The sequence below is a fragment of the Pseudomonas sp. NPDC077451 genome, assembly GCF_044543345.1.
GTDB lineage: Bacteria > Pseudomonadota > Gammaproteobacteria > Pseudomonadales > Pseudomonadaceae > Stutzerimonas.
In genome coordinates this window covers 455386-477335 of sequence record NZ_JBITVX010000001.1, presented here as the reverse complement: position 1 = coordinate 477335, position 21950 = coordinate 455386, and the positions used below count along the sequence as shown (strand labels likewise).

Annotated in this window: 22 protein-coding genes; 6 read left to right on the top strand and 16 right to left on the bottom strand. The window is 61.6% G+C overall.

Translation table 11 applies throughout. The features are described from left to right. Positions 1 to 64 precede the first annotated feature (64 nt). The 6 genes from alaS to rnd all read right to left on the bottom strand — a co-directional run bounded on the left by alaS (position 65) and on the right by rnd (position 7206). Positions 65 to 2692: an alanine--tRNA ligase gene (alaS, locus tag ACIGHL_RS02240; protein ID WP_128119170.1), complete on the bottom strand. Its 2628-nt coding sequence runs from the start codon at positions 2690 to 2692 to the stop codon at positions 65 to 67. 179 nt (positions 2693 to 2871) lie between these two features. Next, entirely contained in the window at positions 2872 to 3876 is a 1005-nt protein-coding gene (gene ltaE / locus ACIGHL_RS02235) for a low-specificity L-threonine aldolase (RefSeq protein ID WP_128119169.1), read from the bottom strand. A gap of 64 nt (positions 3877 to 3940) precedes the next feature. Next, complete coding sequence (locus ACIGHL_RS02230) at positions 3941 to 5167, bottom strand: M61 metallopeptidase family protein (RefSeq protein ID WP_128119168.1); 1227 nt, start codon at positions 5165 to 5167, stop codon at positions 3941 to 3943. Between the two features lie 52 nt (positions 5168 to 5219). Then, a complete protein-coding gene (locus ACIGHL_RS02225; protein ID WP_045425970.1) occupies positions 5220 to 5669 on the bottom strand; it encodes a YcgN family cysteine cluster protein in 450 nt (149 codons plus the stop codon). Positions 5670 to 5791: 122 nt separating this feature from the next. Continuing rightward, positions 5792 to 6085 (bottom strand): YcgL domain-containing protein, encoded by a 294-nt coding sequence (locus tag ACIGHL_RS02220; RefSeq protein ID WP_128119167.1) that lies wholly within the window; start codon positions 6083 to 6085, stop codon positions 5792 to 5794. Next, positions 6082 to 7206 carry a ribonuclease D gene (gene rnd / locus ACIGHL_RS02215; RefSeq protein ID WP_128119166.1) on the bottom strand — a complete coding sequence of 375 codons (1125 nt, stop codon included), beginning with the start codon at positions 7204 to 7206 and terminating at the stop codon, positions 6082 to 6084. The genes ACIGHL_RS02220 and rnd overlap by 4 nt, the downstream gene beginning before the upstream one ends. A 143-nt stretch (positions 7207 to 7349) precedes the next feature. On the opposite strand from rnd, the gene ACIGHL_RS02210 reads away from it, so the two are divergent. Both ACIGHL_RS02210 and ACIGHL_RS02205 read left to right on the top strand, forming a co-directional pair. After that, on the top strand, positions 7350 to 8195 hold the full coding sequence (locus ACIGHL_RS02210; RefSeq protein ID WP_128119165.1) for a sulfurtransferase: 846 nt from the start codon (positions 7350 to 7352) through the stop codon (positions 8193 to 8195). A 175-nt stretch (positions 8196 to 8370) separates the two neighbouring features. After that, entirely contained in the window at positions 8371 to 9651 is a 1281-nt protein-coding gene (locus ACIGHL_RS02205; protein WP_128119164.1) for an OmpP1/FadL family transporter, read from the top strand. Positions 9652 to 9692: 41 nt separating this feature from the next. On the opposite strand, the gene ACIGHL_RS02200 is transcribed toward ACIGHL_RS02205, so the two are convergent. Further along, positions 9693 to 10241 (bottom strand): glutathione peroxidase, encoded by a 549-nt coding sequence (locus tag ACIGHL_RS02200; RefSeq protein ID WP_128119163.1) that lies wholly within the window; start codon positions 10239 to 10241, stop codon positions 9693 to 9695. 155 nt (positions 10242 to 10396) lie between these two features. Here ACIGHL_RS02200 and ACIGHL_RS02195 point away from each other — a divergent pair, with 155 nt between their 5' ends. The 4 genes from ACIGHL_RS02195 to modC are packed head-to-tail and all read left to right on the top strand — an operon-like array spanning position 10397 to position 13751. Beyond that, positions 10397 to 11209, top strand: a complete 813-nt coding sequence (locus tag ACIGHL_RS02195) for a TOBE domain-containing protein (RefSeq protein WP_128119162.1) — start codon at positions 10397 to 10399, stop codon at positions 11207 to 11209. 8 nt (positions 11210 to 11217) lie between these two features. Further along, complete coding sequence (modA, locus tag ACIGHL_RS02190; RefSeq protein WP_128119296.1) at positions 11218 to 11970, top strand: molybdate ABC transporter substrate-binding protein; 753 nt, start codon at positions 11218 to 11220, stop codon at positions 11968 to 11970. A gap of 3 nt (positions 11971 to 11973) precedes the next feature. Beyond that, positions 11974 to 12663, top strand: a complete 690-nt coding sequence (gene modB, locus ACIGHL_RS02185; protein ID WP_128119161.1) for a molybdate ABC transporter permease subunit — start codon at positions 11974 to 11976, stop codon at positions 12661 to 12663. Continuing rightward, positions 12660 to 13751, top strand: coding sequence for a molybdenum ABC transporter ATP-binding protein (gene modC, locus ACIGHL_RS02180; protein WP_128119160.1), 1092 nt, complete (start codon positions 12660 to 12662; stop codon positions 13749 to 13751). The genes modB and modC overlap by 4 nt, the downstream gene beginning before the upstream one ends. A 9-nt stretch (positions 13752 to 13760) precedes the next feature. Here modC and ACIGHL_RS02175 read toward each other — a convergent pair whose 3' ends face one another. Genes ACIGHL_RS02175 through ACIGHL_RS02135 form a run of 9 tightly spaced genes read right to left on the bottom strand, consistent with a single transcriptional unit; the run spans position 13761 to position 21932 of the window. Next, positions 13761 to 14492 carry an adenosylcobinamide-GDP ribazoletransferase gene (locus ACIGHL_RS02175; RefSeq protein ID WP_128119159.1) on the bottom strand — a complete coding sequence of 244 codons (732 nt, stop codon included), beginning with the start codon at positions 14490 to 14492 and terminating at the stop codon, positions 13761 to 13763. Further along, positions 14477 to 15070, bottom strand: coding sequence for an alpha-ribazole phosphatase family protein (gene cobC / locus ACIGHL_RS02170; protein WP_128119158.1), 594 nt, complete (start codon positions 15068 to 15070; stop codon positions 14477 to 14479). The genes ACIGHL_RS02175 and cobC overlap by 16 nt, the downstream gene beginning before the upstream one ends. Beyond that, positions 15067 to 16116, bottom strand: coding sequence for a nicotinate-nucleotide--dimethylbenzimidazole phosphoribosyltransferase (gene cobT, locus ACIGHL_RS02165; RefSeq protein ID WP_128119157.1), 1050 nt, complete (start codon positions 16114 to 16116; stop codon positions 15067 to 15069). Before cobT ends, cobC begins: the two co-directional genes overlap by 4 nt. Beyond that, entirely contained in the window at positions 16113 to 16634 is a 522-nt protein-coding gene (gene cobU, locus ACIGHL_RS02160; protein ID WP_128119156.1) for a bifunctional adenosylcobinamide kinase/adenosylcobinamide-phosphate guanylyltransferase, read from the bottom strand. The genes cobT and cobU overlap by 4 nt, the downstream gene beginning before the upstream one ends. After that, the gene (locus ACIGHL_RS02155; RefSeq protein WP_128119155.1) at positions 16631 to 18100 is read right to left on the bottom strand and encodes a cobyric acid synthase; all 1470 of its coding nucleotides are present in this window, start codon (positions 18098 to 18100) and stop codon (positions 16631 to 16633) included. Before ACIGHL_RS02155 ends, cobU begins: the two co-directional genes overlap by 4 nt. Further along, on the bottom strand, positions 18097 to 19089 hold the full coding sequence (cobD, locus tag ACIGHL_RS02150) for a threonine-phosphate decarboxylase CobD (RefSeq protein ID WP_128119154.1): 993 nt from the start codon (positions 19087 to 19089) through the stop codon (positions 18097 to 18099). The genes ACIGHL_RS02155 and cobD overlap by 4 nt, the downstream gene beginning before the upstream one ends. Beyond that, positions 19082 to 19993, bottom strand: a complete 912-nt coding sequence (gene cbiB / locus ACIGHL_RS02145) for an adenosylcobinamide-phosphate synthase CbiB (protein WP_128119153.1) — start codon at positions 19991 to 19993, stop codon at positions 19082 to 19084. Before cbiB ends, cobD begins: the two co-directional genes overlap by 8 nt. Continuing rightward, positions 19990 to 20640 (bottom strand): 5,6-dimethylbenzimidazole synthase, encoded by a 651-nt coding sequence (gene bluB, locus ACIGHL_RS02140; protein WP_128119152.1) that lies wholly within the window; start codon positions 20638 to 20640, stop codon positions 19990 to 19992. Before bluB ends, cbiB begins: the two co-directional genes overlap by 4 nt. Then, positions 20637 to 21932, bottom strand: a complete 1296-nt coding sequence (locus ACIGHL_RS02135; RefSeq protein WP_127839633.1) for a cobyrinic acid a,c-diamide synthase CobB — start codon at positions 21930 to 21932, stop codon at positions 20637 to 20639. The genes bluB and ACIGHL_RS02135 overlap by 4 nt, the downstream gene beginning before the upstream one ends. Positions 21933 to 21950 lie beyond the last annotated feature (18 nt).

Genomic DNA, 21950 nt, shown 5'->3' with positions numbered 1-21950 from the left:
CGCTGACCGAGGTGGTCACCAGACAAACAGCCCATCGCGACCAACCCAACCTGACACGCTGCTGCTACACGCCCTGCTCGACGAACGCCGCGGCAATGGCTAATGCTTCGTCGAGGCGATTCGCGTCGCTCCCACCGCCTTGAGCCATATCCGGGCGACCACCACCTTTGCCACCAACAACCGCAGCAGCCTGTCTCATCAGATCGCCGGCCTTCAAACGGCCGGTGAGATCCTGCGTGACACCAGCGACCAGTACGACTTTTTCATCCTGCACGCCACCGAGCAGAATGACGCCGCTGCCAAGCTTGTTCTTCAGTTGATCGACCAATGCCAGCAGCGCCTTGCCATCCAGGCCATCCACGCGCGCGGCCAGGGTTTTGACGCCCTTGACCTCGACGGCGGAACTGGCCAGGTCATTGCCGGTAGCACTGGCCGCTTTGGCCTTGAGCTGCTCGAGTTCCTTTTCCAACTGCCGATTGCGCTCGAGAATGGCGCCCAGCTTGTCCAGCACATTGTCACGAGAGCCTTTGACCAGCGATGCTGCCTCTTTCAGCTGCTCTTCCGCCGTGTTCAGATAGGCCAGCGCCTGCTCGCCAGTAACTGCCTCAATACGTCGCACACCCGCAGCCACACCACCTTCGCTGATGATCTTGAACAGACCGATGTCTCCAGTACGCTTGACGTGAGTTCCGCCGCACAGCTCGACTGAGAAGCCGCCTCCCATGGTCAATACGCGCACCTGGTCCCCATACTTTTCGCCAAACAGGGCCATAGCGCCTTTGCTCTTAGCAGTTTCGATGTCGGTTTCCTCGATCTCCACTGCCGTGTTGCCGCGAATTTCGGCATTGACCTTGTCTTCCAGGACCTTCAACTGTTCAGGCTTAATCGCCTCGAAATGGCTGAAGTCGAAGCGTAGCCGCTGGCTGTCGACCAATGACCCTTTCTGACTGACATGCTCACCGAGAATCTGACGCAGTGCCGCATGCAGGAGGTGAGTCGCAGAGTGGTTCAGCGCAGTGGACTGACGTACTGATGCGTCGACCGTAGCTTCGACGGTCGCACCGACCTGCAAGCTGCCACTGTCCAGAATGCCGTGGTGCAGGAACGCACCGCCGGCCTTGCTGGTGTCACGCACATCGAAGCGCAGACCGTCCGCCGAGAGGTATCCGCAATCGCCCACCTGCCCACCTGACTCGGCGTAGAACGGCGTCTGGTCGAGCACGACCACGCCCTCCTCGCCCGCCGACAGGCTCTGCACCGCCATGCCTTCCTTGAACAGCGCTAGCACCTTACCGCTGCCGGATGTACCGAGGTAACCCGTGAAACGCGTTTCGCCCTCGACCTTGACCAAGCTGTTGTAGTCCAGGCCAAAGGCACTGGCCGAACGCGCCCGCTCACGCTGCGCCTGCATCTCGCGTTCGAACCCTTCTTCGTCCAGCGTCAGTTCACGCTCACGAGCGATGTCGCCGGTCAGATCCATCGGAAAACCGTAGGTGTCATACAGCTTGAATATCACTTCCCCAGGAATCACGCTTCCCTGAAGATCGGCCAGATCCTGCTCGAGGATCCTCAGACCTTGCTCCAGTGTCTTGGCGAACTGCTCCTCTTCAGTTTTCAGCACGCGCTCTATGTGCGCCTGCTGGGTTTTCAGCTCGGAGAAAGCATCGCCCATCTCAGCCACCAGCGCGGCGACGATCTTGTGAAAGAAGCTGCCCTTGGCGCCGAGTTTGTTGCCATGGCGGCAGGCGCGGCGAACGATGCGGCGAAGCACATAACCGCGCCCTTCATTGGATGGCGTCACGCCGTCGGCAATCAGGAAACCACAAGAGCGGATGTGGTCAGCAACCACCTTGAGCGAAGCCTGACCCTCGTTGCTGCCGCAACCGATGGCCTGAGCGGCGGCATTCAGCAAGCTTTGGAAAAGGTCGATCTCGTAGTTCGAGTTGACGTGTTGCAGCACCGCACTGATGCGCTCCAGGCCCATACCGGTGTCGACACTCGGCGCCGGCAGCGGATGCATCACGCCATCTGCGGTGCGATTGAACTGCATGAAGACGTTATTCCAGATCTCGATGTAACGGTCGCCGTCTTCTTCTGGCGAACCCGGCGGGCCACCCCAGATATGATCGCCATGGTCGAAGAAGATCTCGGTACAGGGACCGCAGGGTCCGGTATCACCCATTGCCCAGAAGTTGTCAGACGCGTACGGCGCGCCCTTGTTATCACCGATGCGAACCATGCGCTCGGCCGGCACGCCGACCTCTTTTGTCCAGATGTCATAGGCTTCGTCATCGCTGGCGTAGACGGTGACCCAGAGCTTTTCTTTCGGCAGGCTCAGCCATTTATCGGAAGTCAAAAACTCCCAGGCGAAGGTGATCGCGTCGCGCTTGAAATAGTCGCCAAAACTGAAGTTGCCGAGCATCTCGAAGAAGGTGTGATGGCGTGCGGTATAGCCGACGTTCTCCAGGTCGTTGTGCTTGCCGCCGGCGCGTACGCATTTCTGGCTGGTGGTGGCACGGGTATAGGCGCGCTTTTCCAGCCCGAGAAAGCAGTCTTTGAACTGATTCATGCCGGCGTTGGTAAACAGCAGTGTCGGATCGTTCGCGGGAATCAGCGAACTGGAGGCCACGCGAGTGTGGCCCTTCTCTTCGAAGAAGCGGAGGAAGGCTTCACGGATTTCTGCGCTTTTCATAGATCTCTTCCAGAGGACTGCGGCCGAACGGCTGCAAAACGACGCGGCGAGGCGGCACCGGGAGCCGGTTCACAGCTACCCAAACGGATAGCCGGCAAAGGGCCGCATTATATCGGCCCTGTGCCGCACGCATAGAGGATAAATAAGATTGAATCAAGCTATTCGACAGCGATTCGAACCTATGCTTTGAGGAATGCTGCAAAGCTTTCGAGAATCGTATCGACGTGCTCTGGGAGCACGTCCAAATGCGTCACCAACCGCAACCGAGGCGCAGCAGTGATGACGATGCCGCGCTCGGCGCAGAACGCTTTCAGCGACGTCGCGCGGTCACCCATATCGACGTAGACCATATTGGTTTGGACTGGCTCGACGCGATAGGCCAGTGCTTCCAGTCCCTCGGCGATGTCGTGGGCGCGCTGGTGATCCTCCGCCAAACGTTGAACCTGATGATCCAAAGCGTAGAGGCCTGCCGCGGCCAGCACTCCAGCCTGGCGCATGCCGCCGCCGACCATTTTGCGCAATCGCCTTGCCTTGGCAACCAAGGACTCGTCACCACAGAGCACCGAACCGACAGGCGCACCCAGGCCTTTTGACAGACACACCGACACCGAATCGAAGTGGTGCCCTATCTCTTCAGCGGTGCAACCAAGCTTGACCACCGCATTGAACAAGCGAGCCCCGTCTAGATGAAGCGCAAGCCCACGTTCATGCGTGAACGCCCTTGCCTCCGCCAGATAGGCGAGCGGCAGGACCTTGCCGTGCATCGTGTTTTCAAGCGCCAGCAAACGCGTACGGGCGAAATGAAAGTCGTCCGGCTTGATCGCCGCCGCGACGCGCGCCAGATCCAACGAGCCATCCGGCTCCATTTCGATCGGCTGCGGCTGGATCGAGCCAAGCACTGCAGCACCGCCGGCTTCGTACTTGTAGGCGTGCGCCAACTGCCCAGCGATGTACTCATCGCCCCGCTCACAATGCGCCATCAGCGCCAACAAATTGCTCATGGTTCCGCTGGGCACAAACAATCCAGCCTGTAAACCCAGCTGCGCCGCCAACGTCTGTTCCAGCTGGCGGACCGTCGGATCCTCGCCATACACATCATCGCCAGTGGTTGCACCCAGCATGGCGTCGCGCATCCCCAAGGTCGGCTGGGTGACCGTATCACTCCTAAGATCAATCAGACTCATCACAGGGTCCTTGCTCGAATGGATTCATCACCAAGACAGGCACCGCCTACGCACCACCCCGCCCCTAGCGCAACAACCGGCTATCAAGAACCTTCGATCCGCCACCCAGCATGGTTTCAGTGATGTTGATGAAGTCGTCAGTGGTTACCCGATCCAGTCGCATCAAACCCCGCGCAACATCATCGAGCGAGTGGCGCCCTTTGCTGCGCTGGCGGATCTCCCGATCGAGCTCCTGCAGCAGAAGCACGGCTCTGGCTGTGACCGGACCACTGGATCGCTCGGTCCGCAGGCTATCGACCTTGCGACTCCATTCAGTCAGATGCTCTCGAACCGCCTGGTAGCGATCCTCGCTCATGCCGCCGGCGCGACGCATCAGCTCGATCGCGTAGTACTCGGCCAGCCCCTCGCTTATCCAGTCACTGCGATCGGCATCGGAGATTCGACTGAACACATGAACCAGCTCATGCACCAGCGAACTGGTGCCGTTCTCGCTGACCAATGGACGGTCGGCGTGCATGAACAGCGAATTGGGGCCAGACAAACCGCCTCTCCACATCGGGTCGCCGGCCCCGACAACCAGCAGCTTCTCAGGATCCCGGGGGAATACGTTCTGCATTTCGGGCCAGACGAAGGTCAGCAGCGTAAGGATGTCCATCCTGCGCATCCCTTCGCCCACCGGGGCAGAAACCGCCACGTCGGTTTCACCGAGTCGGGCCCGGCGACTGCCAAGCTTGCCGGCGAGGATCCATCCGGTCGGACGATCGAACAGGCGCTCAGGATTGTCGATGCGAAAGCGATTCTTCCCGATACGTGGCCAACCGGTCTCGACGCTCTTCCAGCCGCTGGGTAGTTCGAACTGCAGCCGAGAAACCAGTCTGACTCCGTCCTGCTGATCAAGGCGGCCGGCCGGCACCAGATCGTCTCCGCGCAGCAACGTCCAGTCATCCGTCATCCGCGCATCGAAGCGGCCACTTTTGCGCTGATGACTGACCTTAACCTGATAACTCAAACGTGCTTTGCCAGGACCTGGCCGCCAGACTCCGCGCCCACTCTCTTCCTCCCAGCTGCTTTCGCTGTTGGTCTGGAAATCGCTATAGGTCTGTTCCTTGCCAAGATTCAGATCTAGAAATTTAACCGCGCCGCCGTCCTCGAGGGCGAGCTCCACTTCCGCAATACCCTGCTCGGGAACGAACTTGACGGTGTAGTCCAGGTCGACCCGCTTGGCCGCCTGAAGTGGCGCAACGAACGAAAGCAACAGAACGGCAAGCAGCGGTAACTGACGGCGGGACATCGAGCGGCTCCAGATTGGGTTCAGTGCTATGACGACGCGGACCGAGGTAGATTCAACCGGCCCGGAATATCAGATGATCTTCCCAGTCCTCATCAGCCACAGAGCCCTCGGTAATCATCCGGCCCGATTGGGAAATCCGCTCGGCATGCACGGCATCTGGATCGCCACACACCAGATGATGCCAAAGCGGTAGATCCTTACCTTCGGCTACGAGGCGGTAGCCACAGGTAGGCGGCAACCACTTGAATTGTGCAGCGTCCACCGCAGTCAGCTGGACGCAGTCAGGGACACTGGCGCGGCGGTTGGGGTAGTCGGTGCAACGGCAGCTTTTCAGATCGAGCAGTTTGCAGGCGATACGGGTGTAGTAAACGCTTCCATCCTCTTCATCCTCAAGCTTTTGCAGACAGCAAAGACCACAGCCATCGCAAAGCGACTCCCACTCGGCTGAGTCCAGCTCGGCCAGAGTTTTGCGCATCCAGAAGGGTTCGACTTTTGCTGCCATGAATAGCCATCTCGGAGAAATGCCGGGAGTCTAGCCATTGCCGCAGGTCTGGCCAAGCATGGGGAAGCTCGGAGCGTTTCTGCTGAAAGGTAATCGACCGACGGCCGTGAGCTGCCCGCGATTCACACCGGGTCGTTGCGACGAAGCAACTCTTCGGGCAGGTGCTCTATATAGTCATCATCGGGCGGCGGCATCTGCAGGTGGTAACCCTGCTTATCCAGATTGTCGAGGACCGTAGCGATGTCCTCCTGCGCAAGCTTGCGCTCAGGCGTAAGGACGATGTCGAAGGCAAGCTGCGGCGGACCGAAAGCGGCAAGCAAAGCTTCCGGCACCCGGGCGAGCGCTTCGCTGCGCTCGACGTACAGGTACATTCCTTTCTTACGCGGGCTTCTATAGATGGAGCAGATGCGTTTCATGATTTCTCTTCCAGCACTTCGAGAAGGGCTTGCCCCATTCGTTCGCGGCGCCAACCGCGCAGCGACTCAGGCAACTGATAAGGACCGTCGGGATATCCGGATTTCAACAAGGCTTCCAGCACCTTCTTGCGCAGCATCAATTCTGGCGCGATGTTCATGGCTTGGGCTTCGCGCTGACCGACAGTACGCAATTTTTTCAGCAGCGCCGACGCGTCGAGTGGCAATGGCTCCGGTAAAGATTCTGGCCAGTCCTGCTCGGGCGTCGCAGCGGCAGTACGGATTAGCTCGAGTAACGTCTCGCCATCCTGGCGTACCGTTCGCGGGTGCATGTCATCGATACGCGCCAGGCTTACCAGATCGGTTGGCTGGGTGCGGGCCAGGGGCCACAAGCTGTGTTCGCGTAATACGCGATTACGGGGTTGGTTACGTGCACGCGCCTGCCGCTCACGCCAGCCCGTCAGGACTCGCAACACCGCCAGCTGACGCGGCTTCAAGCGCCAGGCCTGCTTGACGTCACGATAGGCTTCATCCGGATCGGTCTCGCGCTGGAGATTGGCGACCAACTCGGCGCCATCTTCCATGACCCAAGCACGCTTCTCGTCGGACAGCTTCGGCAGCAGGGCCTCGTACAGCTCAGCCAGATGCTGGGCGTCTTCGGCTGCATAGCGCACCTGCATCTCGCTCAAGGGTCGCTGAAGCCAATCGGAGCGCGTCTCGCCTTTGGGCAGCTCAATGTTCAGCACGCTCTGCACCAACCGCGAGTAGCCCATGGAAAAGCCGATATTCAGATAGCCAGCAGCCAGCTGCGTATCGAACAACGGTACCGGAAGGCTACCGGTCAACCGCCAGAGCACTTCCAGATCTTCACTGCACGCATGCAAGACTTTCACGACCGCCGGATCCGTCAGCAGACCGGCAAATGCAGCCCAATCGGTAATCAGCAATGGATCGATCAGATAGGCACAACGTCCATCACCCACCTGCAGCAGCGCGGCGATCGGGTAGAAGGTATCGACCCGCATAAACTCCGTGTCCACTGCTATATAAGGCAGCTGGCGCCATTCGGCACACAGGCGGGTCAGTTGCGCATCATCCAGCACCCATTGAGTTTCGATGGCCACTAGGCCCTCCTTGTTGTCCGATGTTACGACCGACGAGCGGGCGAAAAGGCACGCAGTATATATCGCGCCCCCAACTCCAGCGCGTTGATCGCCGTGTCAGTCTGCGTGATAACGTTTCCCCCGAATTCGAACGGAGCCCTGCCATGCCGCTTGCTCAACTGATCGACACTGCGGAACTGACCGCACGCCTTTCGCAGCCGAATCTGTGTATTTTCGACTGCCGATTCGCCCTAGAAGACCCCGAATACGGGAGGCGAAGCTACGAACAGGCGCATATCCCCGGTGCGCGCTTTCTCGATCTGGAAAAGGACCTGTCAGGCCCGGTTGTCCGCGGCCAAACCGGTCGACACCCGTTGCCGCAGCCGGGACAGTTGGTTGCGCGACTCCGCGCGGCAGGCCTGAATGATGACAGCGAAGTCGTGCTGTACGACGACGGCCCCGGCGCATTTGCCGCAAGGGCATGGTGGCTGCTGGCATGGCTGGGCAAACGCAGCGGTGTGTATTTGCTGGATGGTGGGTTCAAAGCCTGGCGTGATGCCAGCGGGCCAGTAACTGGAGAACCGGCCAACGCTCAGCCCGGCCAGTTCAACGGGGCTCCCGACGACCTTTTGCTGGTTTCCACGCAACAGCTGGCAAAACGCCTCGGGCAGCCTGGTCTGACCCTATTCGATGCGCGTGCCCTGCCTCGCTTTCTCGGCGAACAGGAGCCTATCGATCCTGTGGCCGGGCATATTCCTGGTGCTCGCTGTGTGCCGTTTACCGAAAACCTCGATGCGACCGGATATTTTCTCTCGCCCGAACAGCTGCGTTCACGATTCGAACGGCACCTGGCCGACCAGCCAGCAGATGATCTGGTGGCCTATTGCGGATCTGGCGTGACGGCCTGCCATAACCTGTTTGCCCTCTGCCTGGCCGGCTACCCACTGGCCAAACTGTACCCAGGCTCCTGGAGCGAATGGATCACCGACCCACAACGACCTATAGCCTGATCCAAACGATTCGAATGCGACCGATCGGTCAGCTTCAGCCCAGCGGGTTTTATCGGCAATTCGACCTTTTATCGGCGCCGATCGTCGTGCTTTACGAAAAATTGCACTCTTTCGTTTGCGACAGATCAGAGAAGCTTGGTAGGGTCCGAGCCGCTTTTTCCCCTGGAGTACAACAATGAAAAAAACATGGTTGAAGACCGCGATTGCAGTAGCCGTAGGCGCCCTTTCCACTCAAGTCATGGCTGCCGGCTTCGCGCTTAACGAACAAAGCATCAGCGGCATGGGCACCTCATTCGCCGGTCGCTCTTCTTCTGCCGATGACGCCACTACCCTGTTCGGCAACCCAGCCGGCATGTCTCGCCTCCAGCGCGAGCAGGTCAGCTTCGGCATGGCGGCGATCAATGCGAAGACGGATATCAACGACACCAGCAGTTTCCCCGCCAGCGGTAGCAACGATGGCGATATGGTCCCTGTCACCGCGGTCCCGATGGGCTATTACGTGAAGCCGCTGGACGACAAATGGGCGGTTGGCGTTGGTGTGTACGTACCCTTCGGCCTGATTACCGACTATGAGAGCGGCTTCGAAGGGCGCTATTTTGGGGATTACAGTGAAGTCCGTGTGATCACCGTACAGCCAACCGTCAGCTATCGTTTCAACGAAAAGCTTTCGGTCGGCTTCGGCCCAACGATCAACCGGATCGACGGGCAACTTGAAAGCGCGGTCCCGCCAGCTACCGCCGGGGCGACAGCCGACAGCCGCGTCAAGATCAAAGGTGATGACACGGCTTTGGGTTTCAATGTTGGCGTACTGTACGAGTTCACCCCGCACACCCGCGCTGGCATTACCTACCGCTCCAAAGTCGACTACACCCTCGAAGGTGATACTCGAGTATCTGGTAACGACCCGACTCTGGCCTTCATAGGCGCGTACGGCGAATACGATGCGTCGCTGGATCTCGAAACGCCTGAATCTATCGACGTCTCGATTACTCACGAACTGAACGATCAGTGGACCCTATACGGCGGCGCGATGCTGACCCGCTGGAGCCGCCTCGAGTCGATTATTGTTGAAAACGACGGTGTTGCGGCCGGCCCGGCTACTGCCTCCTTCGGCACCATTGAAGAAGAGCAGGACTGGCACGACACTTGGTCCTACGCGCTTGGTGCAGCCTATAAGCTTAACAAGCAGTGGACGCTTCGCACCGGATTGGCGTTCGATCAGAGCCCGACCAACAATACCCACCGCTCGCCACGCATCCCGACTGGCGACCGTACTGCGGTGAGCTTTGGTCTGGCCTGGAACCCAACCGATGACATGACCGTCGATCTGGCCTACTCCTACTTGTGGGAAGAGGACACCAAGATCCAGCAGGCCAGCGCAACTCGTGGCGTCTACAACGCCACCTACGAAAACAGAGCTCACGGTTTCGGCGCTGCCATGACCTACCGCTTCTGATGCACCCCGCCCCGGCCGACCGGTCGGGGCACCCCTCCCCGCTACTCGGCCAACGCCTTCTCCACTGCACCGATCAGCTCTGGATCGTCCGGCTCGACTTTGCTCGAGAAGTAGTCGACGACCTTGCCGTTGCGATCGACTACATACTTATAGAAATTCCAACGCGGTGCCCCTCCGGCCTGCTCGGCCAGTTGCCGAAACAGTGGTATCGCATCACTGCCGCGTACGGGCTGTGTCTGCGCCATCGGGAAGGTCACTCCGTAATTCACATAGCAGACCTCCGCCGTTTCAGCCGCATCATCAGACTCTTGAAAGAAGTCATCGGACGGCACGCCGAGAATCACCAGCCCATCACCCTTGTAGCGCTGATACAGCGCCTCCAGCCCCTTGAACTGCGGTGCGAAGCCACAAAAGCTGGCGGTGTTGACCACGACCAACGCCTTACCCTGAAACTGCTCGCACAGATCAATGGTTTCCTTTGATCGCAGCTTCGGAAGTTCATGCTGCAGCAATGCCGGGCACTGTTCAGCCGCTGCGGGACCAGCCAACAGAAGCAGCGCAAGTGAGGCGGCCACCCATTCAATTTTCATGACGAAGCTCCAAAAGCGGTATCGAGGCCACGCTACTCCCGAGTCCCGTCAGGAGCAACGGTCACCCAACCGCAATAACTGAGGCCAACGCTATAACGCTATATACAAATCTATATAGCGCTTGCCAAAATGACCGCTCCTTATGGGAGGCAGACATGAGCGATCCGAGACAATTCGAGCCGTTGCGCATAGACGGGCAGCTCTGGTTCAACCGTGGCGAGAAGGGCTATCTCGGTGGCAAGCGCATCGAGCTGCTCGAACAGATCGAGGCGACGGGCTCGATCAGTCGCGCCGCCAAGGCCATCAAGCTCAGCTACAAGGCGGCCTGGGATGCGGTGGATGCCATGAACAATCTCTCCGAGCGGCCGCTGGTCATACGCTCAGCGGGCGGCACCAAGGGCGGCGGGACGCAACTGACGGAATTCGGTCGGGAAATGCTGCATATCTGGCAGCGCATGCAACACGAGTACGAACGCTTCCTGGCGCAGGTCGCCCAGGGTATCGATGGGTTCGAGGATTTCGACAAACTGCTCAGGGCAATCGCCATGAAAACCAGCGCACGCAACCAGTTTCGGGGCCGCATCACCCAGGTCGAACGAGGCGCGGTGAATGGCAGCGTCAGCCTGGATATCGGCGACGGACAAACGATGACCGCGACGCTGACCAACGACAGTATCGACGAGCTTCAGCTCGCACCGGGCAAGATCGCCATGGCATTGGTCAAAGCCAGCTTTGTCCTGCTGTCGCCTGATCCCGACGTGAAGATCAGCGCCCGCAATCGCCTGAGCGGAACCATCGGGGCCATCACGCCTGGTGCGGTCAGCTGCGAGGTCAAGCTGCTACTTCCCGGCAACCGAACGCTGGGGGCAGTCATCACCAATGAAAGCACCGAAGCGCTCGGATTGGCCGTCGGTCAGCCCTGTACGGCGCTGATCAAAGCTTCTCACGTAATCATCGCGGTAGATTGATGAGCATGATGAATCGTACTCGTATGACCCTTGTCGCGGCGCTGGCTGCACTTACGCCTTTGACCGGCCATGCCGATGAAATCCAGGTTGCGGTGGCGTCGAACTTCACCTCGCCCATGCGCGTCATCACTGAAAAGTTCGAACGCGACACCGGCCATAAGGTACTACTGTCCTTCGGCTCGACTGGAAAGCTCTACGCGCAGATTCGCAACGGTGCGCCTTTCTCAATACTGCTGGCAGCGGATGAACAGATTCCAGTCAGGCTGGAAGACGAAGGGTTGGGTGTTGCTGGAAGCCGCTTCACCTACGCCATCGGTACATTGGTGTTGTGGTCAGCCAATGATGGTTATGTCGACGATCAGGGCAAGGTGCTTACCGATCAGCCATATCGTCACCTCGCGATCGCCAACCCAAAAACCGCACCCTACGGCGCCGCAGCGATGGCGACGCTGACAAAGCTGGGTCTTGCCGATTCGGTCAGGGGCAAGCTGGTGCAAGGTGAAAACATTGCACAAACCCATCAATTCGTCGCCAGCGGCAACGCCGAACTCGGCTTCGTCGCGCTCTCTCAGGTAATCGAAAGCGGTGAAATCCGGCAGGGGTCCGGCTGGGTAGTACCCGCCACCTATCATCCACCGATTCGCCAGGACGCTCTGCTGCTGACCAAAGGTCGCGACAACCCGGCGGCGCACGCACTGCTCGATTACCTGCGAAGCGCAGAGGCAACCGAGGTGATCAACGCCTACGGTTATGGTCGGTAGGTGATGGTAATGCCCGCCCTGGATGACGCCAGTCTTTCGGCGATCTGGCTGACACTCAAACTCGCCAGCATCACCACCGTTCTGCTGTTACTACTCGGAACCCCCATCGCATGGTGGCTGGCACGGACCCGCTCACGCCTGAAAGGCCCCATTGGCGCCGTGGTGGCGCTCCCCCTCGTACTTCCACCCAGTGTGCTCGGCTTCTATCTGCTGGTAGCGATGGGCCCCAATGGCCCCGTTGGGCAACTGACCCAAACGGTCGGTCTGGGCGTCCTGCCGTTCACCTTTGCCGGTCTGGTCGTGGGCTCGGTGTTCTACTCGATGCCCTTCGTGGTGCAACCGTTGCAGAACGCCTTCGAAGCGATTGGCGAACGTCCCTTAGAAGCCGCAGCAACCTTGCGTGCGGGCCCGCTGGACACCTTCTTCACCGTCGTATTGCCGCTGGCACGGCCAGGTTTCGTGACGGCCAGCATTCTCGGCTTCGCCCATACGGTAGGCGAGTTTGGTGTCGTGCTGATGATCGGCGGGAACATCCCCGAGAAAACCCGCGTGTTGTCCGTACAGATCTACGATCACGTCGAAGCCCTGGAATACGCCCAGGCGCACTGGCTAGCCGGCGGGATGCTGCTGTTTTCCTTTCTGGTACTACTCGTTCTCTATGCAAGCCCGCTGCGGCAGGGGTGGCGCGGATGAACAACAACCTGAGCGGGATACATGCACAGCTGCGTCTGGCCCATCCAGGCTTCGCTCTCGACGTGGACGTCAAACTACCGGGCCGTGGTGTCAGCGCCCTGTTCGGCCCCTCGGGCTCGGGCAAGACCAGTTGCTTGCGCTGCATCGCCGGGCTCGAGCGCAGCAGCACCGGAACACTGGTGGTCAATGGCGACTGCTGGCAAGACTCGAGCCGCCAGTGGTTCGTGCCACCGCATCAGCGCCCGATTGGTTATGTGTTTCAGGATGCCAATCTGTTCGCCCATCTATCCGTCAAAGGCAATCTCGAATTCGGCATAAAGCGCGTCCAATCACAGGACCGGCGTGTTGTCTGGGATCAGGCTGTCGAACTGCTTGGCATCGAGCATCTTCTGGATCGCATGCCAGAGCGACTTTCCGGTGGCGAGCGACAACGGGTCGGCATCGCACGTGCGCTGCTGACCAGCCCCCGTCTGCTGCTGATGGACGAGCCTCTGGCTGCCCTCGACGTGAAGCGCAAACAGGAAATCCTGCCGTACCTTGAACGTCTGCACGACGAGTTGGATATACCACTGCTTTATGTCAGCCACGCACCAGACGAAGTGGCGCGACTGGCTGATCACCTGGTTCTGCTCGATGAGGGCCAGGTCGTTGCGCAGGGGCCGCTGCACGAAACCCTTGCACGCCTCGATCTACCGACTGCGTTCGGTGAGGATGCAGGCGTCGTCATCGAATCCGAAATTGCCGGGCATGACACCGATTACCACCTCACTCGCCTGACGTTTCAGGGCGGTGACGTTCTGGTGGCGCAACGGAGCGAAGCGGTCGGTCATCGGCTGCGCTTTCGCGTCCATGCGCGGGATGTCAGCTTGACGCTGGAACGTGCGGGAGACACCAGCATCAGCAACCTGCTACCGGTGCGGGTTGCTGAAGTGGTCACCGCCGATACGCCAGCCCATGTTCTGGTTCGCCTGGACGCCCAAGGCACACCGCTGCTGGCGAGAATTACGCGGCGTTCGGCCGATCAGCTCGGGGTTACCGAGGGCAAGGCGCTCTGGGCGCAGATCAAGACAGTCGCATTGCTGGGTTGAGGGCTCGCCCTAGCCCAGCAGCGCCAAGCCGACCAGCACCGCGCACTCCACCAGCTCCAACAACGCGCCGGCAGTATCACCCGTGGTACCGCCCAACCGCTGAACCAGGGCGCGGCGCACCAGCACTCCCACACAAGCGGCAACGGCCAGCGCAACCCAACCACCAGCACCCATCAGGACGCCACCGAGCACAATCAGCCCCAACACCAGCCGCGCTTCCGATCGCGGCATGTGCTCGGCCAGGGCTTGGCCCAACCCGCCGGGCCGTACGTAGGGCGTAGTCAGAAACAAACCCAACATTGCGCTTCGCCCTACCAGCGGCACCGCCAAAAGCACCCATAGATTGCCTTGCTCGAGCAGCGTCCATAACGCGACGAACTTCAACAGCAGGACTAACACCAGCACGGTGACCGCAACCGGGCCGCTGCAGGGGTCTTTCATGATCGCCAGGGTTCGCTCCCGGTCGCCGAAGCCGCCCAGCCAGGCATCCGCACTGTCGGCCAGGCCGTCAAGGTGCAGCGCACCGGTGAGCCAGACCCACGCGGCCAGCAGCAAAGCGGCCTTCAAGGGTGGCGCCGCATTGCCGAGAGCCACGCCGAGCAAACAAAGCATGCCGCCGAGCAGCAACCCCACCAGCGGGTAATACAGCAGCGACCTGCCGATCTGCTGCGGCTCGGGCATGCTGCGCAGTCGCACCGGGAGGCAGGTGAGAAACTGCAGCGCGATCAGAAAGGGCTGCATCCTTCCTCCAGCCAGAGCGTGGCGTCGGCGAAGCCCGTTCTCAGCCCGAACAGCGCCCCATGACTGACCTCAACCTGCAGCAGGCCTTCGCGCGGCAGACCACGCGCCTGCGCCAGGAGCAGCCGCATCACGCCCGCGTGCGTGATCAGCAGCACGCGTTCGCCTGCACATCGATCGGTCAGCCGCTCGATTGCTGCCAGCACGCGCGCCTCAAAGTCAGCGACGGGTTCCGCGCCGGGCGGAGTGAAGCCGTACGGGTCGCTCCAGAAGCGGCCCAGGGCTTCGCTCTGATCGACCATCAGGTCCGCAGCGGTGCGCCCTTCCCAATCGCCGAAGTCCAGTTCGCGAAGGTCGGGCTCAAGTTCGAGCTCAAGTGACCGTTGCTCGGCGAGCTCAGCTGCGAAATCCGCGCAGCGGCGCAGGGGTGAACTGATGATTCGGTCCCAGGGTCCGGCGCCGACAACGGCTGCTCGCAACTGCTGCCAGCCTGTTGCGGTGAGGGCATCATCCAGCCGCCCGCGAAAACCGCCGCCGGCTTCGGTTTCACCGTGACGCAGCAACTCCAGCTGCACGCTCATGAGTGTTTCACCGCAACGGCGGCTTCTTCGAATGTGGCCATGCCGTCGTGCAGCGCGCAGGCCATCCGGAGCAGCGGAACCGCCAGCGCCGCGCCGCTGCCTTCGCCCAGACGCAGGCCAAGGTCGAGCAACGGCTGAGCATCCAATGCGCTGAGCACAGCGGCATGGCCTGGCTCAGCCGAGCGGTGGGCGAACAGCAGCCAGTCACGACAGGCTGGGTTCAGACGCACCGCACACAGCGCCGCCACACTGCAGATAAAGCCGTCGACCAGCACGACGATGCCTTGCTGCGCGCAGGCGACATAGGCGCCGGTGAGCGCAGCCAGTTCGAAACCACCGAGCCGCTGCATCCAGCCGAGGGTGTCGTGCGATCCCGCGTGCAGCGCCAGTGCCCGCTCGATGACTGCGCGCTTATGCGCCACTCCAGCCTCGTCCAAGCCGGTGCCCGGCCCGGCCAATTCGTGCGGCGCGCAACCCAGCAAAGCGCAGGCCAGCGCAGCCGCGGTGGTGGTATTGCCGATGCCCATCTCGCCGCCAATGAACAGCTCGCTCCGCTGCTGTTGCGCCCGCAGCACGCTGTCGCGCCCGGCCTGCATCGCGAGCCGGCAGGTGTCGGCACTCATCGCCGATTCCCTGGCGAAATTGCGGGTGCCCGGCCCCAGCGAAAGATGGCGCACCCGAGGCAGGGACAACAGTGCCGCTGTCCCCAGATCAACCACTTCCAAGGTCGCCTCGAGCTGCTTCGCCAACACACTGATCGCTGCGCCCCCGTTGACGAAGTTGGCAAGCATCTGGCCAGTCACCGATTGCGGGAAGGCCGAGACGCCTTCTTCGGCAACGCCATGGTCACCGGCAAAAATGGCGATGAATAGGTGCTCCGCTGACGGACGAGCGCGACCCTGCAAAGCCGCCAGCTGCGGCACCACCGCTTCGATACGCCCCAGCGAGCCCGCCGGCTTGGTCAACAGGGCATCGCGCTGACGTGCCGCCTGGCGTGCCGCTTCGTCCGGGACCCGGCAGGGTTCCAACCACCATTGCTTGTTCAAAGCGCCGCTCCTTTCAGGGTCATTGGCAAACCCGCCACGGTGAACACCACGCGCTGACAACGCTCGGCGATGGCCTGGTGCAGCAGGCCCGCCTCATCGACATATCGGCGGGTCAACTCCCCCAGCGGCACCACGCCCAGGCCTGTTTCATTACTGACCAGTAGCACCCGCCCCGGTAGGTCAGCGAGGCACTCAAGCAAGGCCTCACGTTCTTCCGTCAGGCGAACCAAGTCGTCCAGCATCAGCAGATTGGTTAGCCAGAGCGTCAGGCAATCCACCAGCAGGCAGCGATCCGCACGGGCGTGTTCACGCAGGACAGATGCCAGCGTCAGCGGTTCTTCAATCAAGGCCCAGCTGGCGGGGCGCCGGGCACGGTGATGAGCGATGCGTTCGTTCATCTCGCCATCCAATGGCTGGCTCGTGGCGATATAGGTAACCGCCAGGCCACTTTCAACCGCAAGCCGCTCGGCCAAACGACTCTTGCCGGACCGCGCACCGCCGAGGATAAGCTCAATCATGCCCCCGTCTCCGTTGGAAGACCGCAAAGCGCCAGCAGTCGCCTGACATCCAAGTGCTTCTCGACCAGATCCGCCAGACGTTCGATGTCGCGTTCTCGCAATGCCTGGTAGTCGACCCGCTGCGCCCTCTTCAGCCCCGCCCAGCGCAACAGCGCCTCGCAGGCAGCTGGTGACTCGAACAGACCATGGAGGTAGGTGCCGAGCACCTGACCGTCCTCGCTGATCGCACCATCTAGACGGCCATCGTCGAGTCGTACGGCGGCACGCTCCAGTGCGGGTCCGTCGCTGATACCGGCGTGAATCTCGTAGCCGCTGATCTCGACGTCATCAATCCTCAGTCGTCCATGCACGTTGCGCAGCTGTTTGTGGGCAGCCAGCGTTGTGGAGAACCGAAGCAGTCCCAACCCGTCGCTCTGCCCAGCCGGCCCTTCCAGACCGAGCGGATCAGCAATGCATTTGCCGAGCATTTGCAGCCCGCCACAGATTCCGAGCAGCTTGCCGCCGTAGCGCAGATGCCGTTGGATAGCTGCCTCCCAACCTTGCTCGCGCAGCCAGGCAAGATCCGCGCGCACGCTTTTCGATCCCGGCAGAACAATCAGGTCCGCAGTCGGGACCGCTTGTCCGGGCCCGACGAAACGCAGATCAACCTGAGGATGCAAACGCAGCGGATCAAAGTCGGTGTGATTGCTGATCCGCGGCAGGACCGGCACCACGACCTTCAAGGTCTGCTCGCTCTTCGCGGACTGACGCACGTCGACGGCGTCCTCTGCTTCGAGGTGGAAATCCATAAGGTAAGGCAACACCCCGAGAACGGGCTTGCCTGTACGCTGTTCGAGCCAGTCGAGGCCCGGCTGCAGCAGGGCAATATCGCCGCGAAAACGGTTGATCACGAAGCCTTTGATCCGCGCCTGCTCACTGGGGCTAAGCAATTCCAGCGTGCCGACCAGGTGTGCGAACACGCCGCCCTTGTCGATATCGGCAATCAGGATCACCGGGCAGTCGACCGCCTCGGCGAAGCCCATGTTGGCGATATCGTTGGCGCGCAGATTGATCTCGGCCGGCGAACCCGCGCCTTCGACCATTACCACCTGATAGGCATCGCGCAGGCGCCGGTGCGATGCCAGCACCGCCTCCATCGCCACGCGCTTATAGTCGTGGTAGGCCACGGCATCCATATTGCCGACGGCGCGACCGTGGACGATCACCTGCGCACCCACATCGCTGTTGGGCTTGAGCAGGATGGGATTCATGTCGGTATGCGGCGACAATCCTGCGGCCTGGGCCTGCACCGCTTGTGCGCGGCCGATCTCGCCGCCGTCGGCGGTTACCGCGCTGTTCAGTGCCATGTTCTGCGGTTTGAACGGCACGACGGCGACACCTTGGCGCTTGAGCCAGCGACACAGCGCGGTCACCAAGGTGCTCTTGCCGGCATCGGAGGTTGTGCCCTGAACCATCAAGGTGCTCATGCGCTCAACGCCTGATAGCTGCTCAGCGCCCGCGTCAGCCTCGCCCATCCCGCTTCGTCCGCCGGCAGCCCGAAGCGCACACTCGGCGGATAAAGAAAGCGGCGCACCAGAATGCCCTGGCAGGCTAGAAACTCACGGAGCATCGTCGCCTCCTCCGTCACCACCCAATGGAAAAGTCCGCAGCCGCCGGCTGGTGGCAACCCGTGCGCTGAGAGCAGCTGTGCCAGACGCGCGCTGTCGCCGAGCAGGCGCTCGCGTTGACGACGCTGCCCGTCGCGATCGGCAAGCAATACGGTGCCAATGAAGCGTGACGGGCCAGCAATCGGCCATGGCCCGAGTGCATCGCTCAGCACAGACAGCAAACTCTGTTCCGCCAGCACGAACCCGAGCCGCGCACCGGCCATACCGAAAAACTTGCCGAACGAGCGCAGCACAATCAGCCCCGGCAAATGGCTATGGGGCGCCAGGCTGTGAGACGGGGTCGGATCCATGAACGCTTCGTCAACGATCAACCAACCGCCACGCTCGGCGAGACGGCCGTGCCAGGCGAGCAGTTGCTCCGGCGGTAAAAGGCGGCCGGTGGGGTTGTTGGGATTGACCACGACCAGCACGTCAAGCCCATCGAGCGCCCGCGGCACACTGCCCTCGCTGAATTCGCTGAGACGATGCCCTTCGCGGCGCCAGGCCTCGGCATGTTCCGCATAACAGGGCGAGACGATTCCGACCTGCAATGGCCTGCGCAAGCGCGGCAACATCTGGATCGCAGCCTGGGAACCAGCCACTGGCAACAGCGAGGCGGCACCAAAATAGCCCTGCGCAGCGGTCTCCAGTTCGTCTACGGTTTCCGGCAGGCGCAGCCAGGCGTCGGTTGGAATGGCCGGCAGATCGAAACCGTATGGCGCAATGCCGGTAGATAGATCCAGCCAGTCCTGCAGCGGTATATCAAAGTGCTCGGCCGCCCTACGCAGTTTTCCGCCGTGCTCAAGCATCCAGCCAACCTCCAAGCAGCAATGCCAGCAACCAAAGACCGACGCCGGCCCAGACCATGTCCAGTGCGCGCTCGATGTCTCGAGCCTGAGGCGCTTCGCCTTCTCCAAGCACCGGTCTGTGATGCAGCTCGCCGTGGTAGACGGCTGGACCGCCCAACGCCACGCCTAACGCACCGGCGCCAGCAGCCATTACGGGGCCGGCGTTGGGGCTGTCCCACAGCGGCGCTTGCGTGCGCCAGCAACGCCAGGCACGGCGCGTATGGCCGAGTAATGCATATGTCAGCGCAACCAGCCTGGCCGGAATGAAATTCAACACATCATCGATACGCGCCGCGGCCCAGCCGAATCGCTCGAAGCGCTCATTGCGGTAGCCCCACATGGCATCGAGTGTGTTGCTCAGCCTGTACAGCACGACACCGGGTGCGCCTGCCAGCACGAACCAGAACAGCGCGGCAAATACCGCATCGCTACCATTCTCCAATGCCGACTCGGTCGCGGCTCGGGCGACGCCCTGCTCGTCGAGTTCGCGTGTATCGCGGCTGACAATGAAACCGACGCGCTGGCGCGCTTCAGCCAAATCACCCTGACGCAGGGCCCGTGCTACCGGCAGCAGATGGTCGCCAAGGCTGCGCAGTCCCAACGCCATGTAGAGCAAGCAGATCTCAACCAGCCAGCCAACAGTCGGCAACGAACCGAGCAGCCACGCCACTGCCGTCAGCGGCAGCACGGCGAGGCACCAGGCGGTAACGCCATGGCTGCGCCAGCCGCGACCGCCGGGGCCGTTGAAGTGATGCTCGAGCCGATCGGCCAGCTTGCCGAACGCAACCAGGGGATGGCCGCGACGGGGTTCGCCGAGCAGTACGTCGAGTGCAACACCGCCCAAGCAGCTCAGGGCAACGCTCATGACTGCTGGCCCCAAAGGTTGTCGAATAGCAACTCACAGAGCGGTCGCGGCTCGGTCCAGCCTTCGAGCGCAAGCATTGGCGCAGGATAAAACTCAGCCACCGGCCCCAGGCAGATCACCGCAACCGGCTTGGCCCCAGCGGGCATCTGCAGCAGATCCGCCAGTGCCTGGGGATCAAACAGCGATACCCAACCCATGCCCAGGCCCTCGGCCCGCGCAGCGAGCCAGAGATTCTGGATCGCGCAGGCGGCCGAAGCGAGGTCCATTTCCGGCAGCGTGCGACGACCAAACACGTGTGTCTCGCGGCCATCCATCAGCGCGACGACCAGTAGTTCGGCGCAATCGTGAATGCCCTCGACCTTGAGCTTCATGAATGCCTCGCCCCGCTCGCCCAGCGCAGCGGCAGTGAGCAAACGCTCCTCCTCGACTAGCCTGGCAATGGCGCTGCGCAAGTCGGGACGGCTGATGCGAAGAAACCGCCAAGGCTGCATCAAGCCCACGCTAGGCGCCTGATGCGCGGCCTCGAGCAGGCGCGCCAGCAACTCGGGTGCAACCTCGCCTCCGCTGAAATGCCGCATGTCACGACGTTCGCCAATCGCCCGGTAAACGCCGGCGCGCTGCTCCGCGGTAAAGGCAAACTCGCTCATGGACTGAGCATCGCCGCAGCCGCGAACGGGTCGGACGGCATGTAGAAATGGATGTAGGAAGCCGTCAGCCGGTCCTGCCGGTAAACCGCCTCGGCCGTGCGCTTGTAATTCGGACATTCACCCCGCGCCAGCGGCTGCATCGGCGACTCAAGGGAGGAATGGTGAAAGGTGTGGCCGCGCAGGCGCCCTTCCGGCAGCTGTACTTCCTGCAGCGCCATCGCGGTATAACGCTTCTGCATCGTCGCTTCGCCGGGCATCAGGCCAAGCATGCTTTCACGCACCCCATCCTGGCCGGTCAGGCCGTCGAGCAGATAGAGCATGCCCCCGCACTCGGCAAGGGTCGGCTTGCCCGCCTCGTGATGGGCGCGTATCGCCTCGGCCATCGTGCGGTTACGGCTCAATGCCCGCATGTGCAGCTCCGGGTAGCCGCCCGGAAGATACAGACTGTCGACTGCGGGTAGGCGGGCGAATCGCAGTGGCGAGAAGAACAAGAGTTCTGCACCGAGCGCTTGCAGCAGGTCGAGGTTAGCCTGATAGACGAAGGAGAAGGCAGCGTCACGTGCCACACCGATACGCACACCGCTCAACAGTTTCGGCAACGTCTCGGGTGCCGGTGGTGGAAAGCTGATCGCCGTCGGCATTCTGCAATCCGCGCTCGCCGCCAGAGCGTCGGCAGCCGCGTCGAGCCGGGCGTCCAGATCTGCCAGTTCCTGCGCCTGTACAAGCCCCAGGTGGCGGCTGGGCAGGCCTACCGAATCGCCGCGTGGCAGGGCTCCGAACCAACCAATCTGCTTTGGCAAACAGTCGCGCAGGATCTCGCCATGGCGGCTGCTGCCGACCCGATTGGCCAACACACCGGCAAACGGTAGATCCGGCTGATAGCTGGCCAAACCGTGAGCCAGCGCGCCGAAGGTTTGCGCCATGGACGATCCATCGACCACCGCCAATACCGGCACGCCAAACTGCCGCGCCAGATCGGCAGCCGACGGCGTGCCGTCAAACAGTCCCATCACGCCTTCGATGAGGATCAGGTCAGCATCACGCGCCGCTTCCCATAGCAGGCGTCGGCTTTCCGCCTCCCCCACCATCCACAGATCGAGTTGATAGACCGGGTGGCCACTGGCACGAGCCAGCACCATGGGATCGAGGAAATCCGGACCACACTTGAAGACACGCACACGTTTGCCTTGGCGCGTATGCAAGCGAGCCAGGCCAGCGGTCACGGTCGTTTTACCCTGGCCGGAGGCTGGCGCGGCAATGAGCAGCGCCGGGCAGTCATGTGGCGTATTCATTGCCCTCCCCAGCGTTCA